General features: G+C 69.6%; 3 protein-coding genes and 1 pseudogene. 2 read left to right on the top strand and 2 right to left on the bottom strand.

Annotation, left to right across the window (positions count from 1 at the left end):
* Positions 1-1,004 (bottom strand): PH domain-containing protein (locus WA965_RS24790; protein WP_526448171.1); only part of this gene is annotated, 1,004 nt, incomplete at its 3' end.
* Between the two features lie 41 nt (positions 1,005-1,045).
* Positions 1,046-1,528 (bottom strand): PH domain-containing protein, encoded by a 483-nt coding sequence (locus WA965_RS24795; RefSeq protein ID WP_526302924.1) that lies wholly within the window; start codon positions 1,526-1,528, stop codon positions 1,046-1,048.
* Positions 1,529-1,569: 41 nt separating this feature from the next.
* On the opposite strand from WA965_RS24795, the gene WA965_RS24800 reads away from it, so the two are divergent.
* Positions 1,570-2,487, top strand: a complete 918-nt coding sequence (locus WA965_RS24800) for an SDR family oxidoreductase (RefSeq protein ID WP_526302925.1) — start codon at positions 1,570-1,572, stop codon at positions 2,485-2,487.
* Positions 2,487-2,827 (top strand): annotated as a pseudogene (locus WA965_RS24805) (molybdopterin molybdotransferase MoeA); the annotation flags it as partial. The gene WA965_RS24800 and the pseudogene WA965_RS24805, both read left to right, overlap by 1 nt.

Genomic DNA, 2,827 nt, shown 5'->3' on the forward strand with positions numbered 1-2,827 from the left:
GCCCGGAACCAGCGCCTGCGGGTGGCCGCAGGTCCGTGCGGGGTCAGCGGGCCGGTGACCGCGTCGGGCTGCGCGATCAGGTCGGCCAGAACCGACTCAGCGGTGAGCCTCGGACACGGCGGCAGAAGCTGCGACGCCTCCCCCGCCCCCGCGACGCCGGTCATCACCGCGTCCAGTCGCGCACCACCGAACAGCCGCACGATCAGCGGTTCCCGCAGCGAGCCTCCCCGCAGCCGGCGCATGTCGAACGTGTGCTCGCGCGCCCGCAGCAGCCCATGCGACAGATGCAGGATGTCCGCATCGCGTCTCAGAGACAAGTTTGCGTAGGTCAGCAGCGACTGCGTGACCGACAGGGCCACCGAGGCCACCACGACCACCAGCGCGACGACAAGCACGACACCAAGAACCCCGACGTTCTCGGCGACATCGGCCCCCATCCGAAATAAACCCGAATCCTCCAGTGCAGCAACCACTCCGGTCTGATAGACGACACCGAATGCGGCGGCGATCATCAACAACCCGGCCAGGGTCAACGGGCTGTAGCGAAGCCACGAGGGCTGCCAGCGGGCCAACACCCTGCCCTGGTCCATCGGGCCGGGCGCCAGCGACTCCGCCAGCAGCGTGGCCCGCAGCCCGGGGACCTCACGCGCCGGCACCGCGTCGAGGGCGAAAGAGGTGTCCCCGGCGGCCTCCTGTCCGGTGCTCACCTGCAGCACCGTCAGACCGAGCAGCCGGTGCAACAGCCGCGCATCGGTCGACACCGAGCGAATCCGGTTGCGGGGCACCGAAAGCACCTTGCGCTGCAACACCCCGGTGCGCAGCTGCACCTCGTCGACGCCGATGCGGTAGGTCGTGGTGAACCACCGGGCCAGACCGTAGGCGATGACCAGACCCACGCCGAGCAGGGTCCACAGCGGATTTCCCGTGGTCGACCCGAGCACCAGCGCGCCGATCAGCACCGGGAGCTGCCGCAGCACCTCGTGCACCGGGTGCACGAGCAGCATGCGCGGGCTCAGGCGGCGCCAGTCCACACCGGCACCTGCCGTCACGTGGCATCCTCGGCGCCGAGCGCGGCGATGTCGGTGAGCTGCGCGACCACCCGGTCCGCGACATCGGCGTCGAGGGCGACGATCCGCACCGCACCGGCCGACGACGCCGTCGTCACCGTGACGTTGGCCAACCCGAACACCCGGTCCAGCGGACCCCGGTAGGTGTCGACAGTCTGCACCCGCGAGATCGGGGCGATCCTGCGCTCCTGCACCAACCAACCGGATCGGGTGTACACCGCGGTCGGGTCGATGTCCCAGCGGTGAACGCGGTAGCGCCACAACGGAACCACCACCACAAAAACCCCGATACCCAGCACGGTGCCGGCCGCGAGCAGCACATGAAGCCACCCGTACCGGCCGTCCACGCCGAACCACACCCCCTGCGCCACCACCAGGATCAGCCACGGGATCGCCGCCCCGATCGCCCAGACCACTGGCGCCTTGCGGCTCGGGCGGTGGGCCGGCTCATTCAACTGCATGTGTCGAGCATGGCCCATCGGCACCGAAGTATGTTGAACCGATGAGTGCCAAGTGGACTGCGACCGACGTGCCCGACCAGTCCGGCAGGGTGGTGATCGTCACCGGAGCCAACACCGGCATCGGCTACGAGGCCGCAGCCGTGCTCGCCGGCAAGGGCGCCCACGTCGTCGTGGCGGTGCGCAACCTCGTCAAGGGCAAGGAGGCTGTCGACGCGATCACCCGCAGCCAGCCGGGAGCCGACCTGGCGCTGCAGGAGCTGGATCTGTCGTCGCTGGCCAGTGTGCGGGCGGCCGCCGACGCACTGCGTACCGCGTATCCCCGGATCGATCTGCTGGTCAACAACGCCGGGGTGATGTACCCGCCGAAGCAGACCACCAGCGACGGCTTCGAATTGCAGTTCGGCACCAACCATCTGGGCCACTTCGCGCTCACCGGCCTGCTCCTCGACCATCTGCTCCCGGTCGACGGTTCCCGGGTGGTGACCGTCGCCAGCATCGCCCACAACATCCGGGCCGGCATTCATTTCGACGACCTGCAGTGGGAACGCAGCTACAACCGGGTCTCGGCCTACGGTCAGTCCAAGCTCGCGAACCTGATGTTCACCTACGAACTGCAGCGCAGGCTCACCGAAAACGGCGCACCGACGATCGCGGTGGCGGCCCACCCCGGTATCTCCAACACCGAACTGATGCGCCACGTCCCCGGTTCCGGACTGCCCGGGTTCAGCCAGCTGGCCGGCCTGGTCACCAACAGCCCGGCCGTGGGCGCGCTCGGCACGCTGCGGGCGGCGACAGATCCCGGCGCACAGGGTGGCCAGTACTACGGCCCCTCGGGCTTCCGGGAGTTGGTCGGCCATCCGGTCGTGGTCCAGTCCAATCGCATGTCGCACGACGTCGAGGTGCAGCAGCGGCTGTGGACGGTCTCCGAGGAGCTGACCGGCGTGAAGTTCGGGGTGTGATGCGCTCCGTCGACGAGCATCGGCAGGTCGTCGCCGACCTGATCACCGCCCGCCCGCCGGTGACCTTGCCGGTCGCCGACACCCTCGGCCTGGTGCTCGCCGACGATGTCGTCGCGCCGTTGTCGCTGCCCGGCTTCGACAACTCGGCGATGGACGGCTACGCGGTTCTTGTCGACGACATCGCGACGGCGACCGAGCAGACCCCGGTGCGGCTGCCGGTCACCGAGGACATCCCCGCCGGTCGCACCGACACACTGACCATCACCGCCGGCACCGCGCAGCGGATCATGACCGGCGCGCCGCTGCCCGCGGGCGCGACGGGGGTGGTGCCCGTGGAGGC

Origin of the sequence: Mycobacterium sp., assembly GCF_049683935.1 — a bacterium.
Classification (GTDB): Bacteria; Actinomycetota; Actinomycetes; order Mycobacteriales; family Mycobacteriaceae; genus Mycobacterium.

What these genes read in the sequence shown, in the direction of transcription:
- WA965_RS24795 (WP_526302924.1), bottom strand. Translation starts at nt 1,528, where the DNA reads ATGCAGTTGAATGAGCCGGCCCACCGCCCGAGCCGCAAGGCGCCAGTG.
- WA965_RS24800 (WP_526302925.1), top strand. Translation starts at nt 1,570, where the DNA reads ATGAGTGCCAAGTGGACTGCGACCGACGTGCCCGACCAGTCCGGCAGG.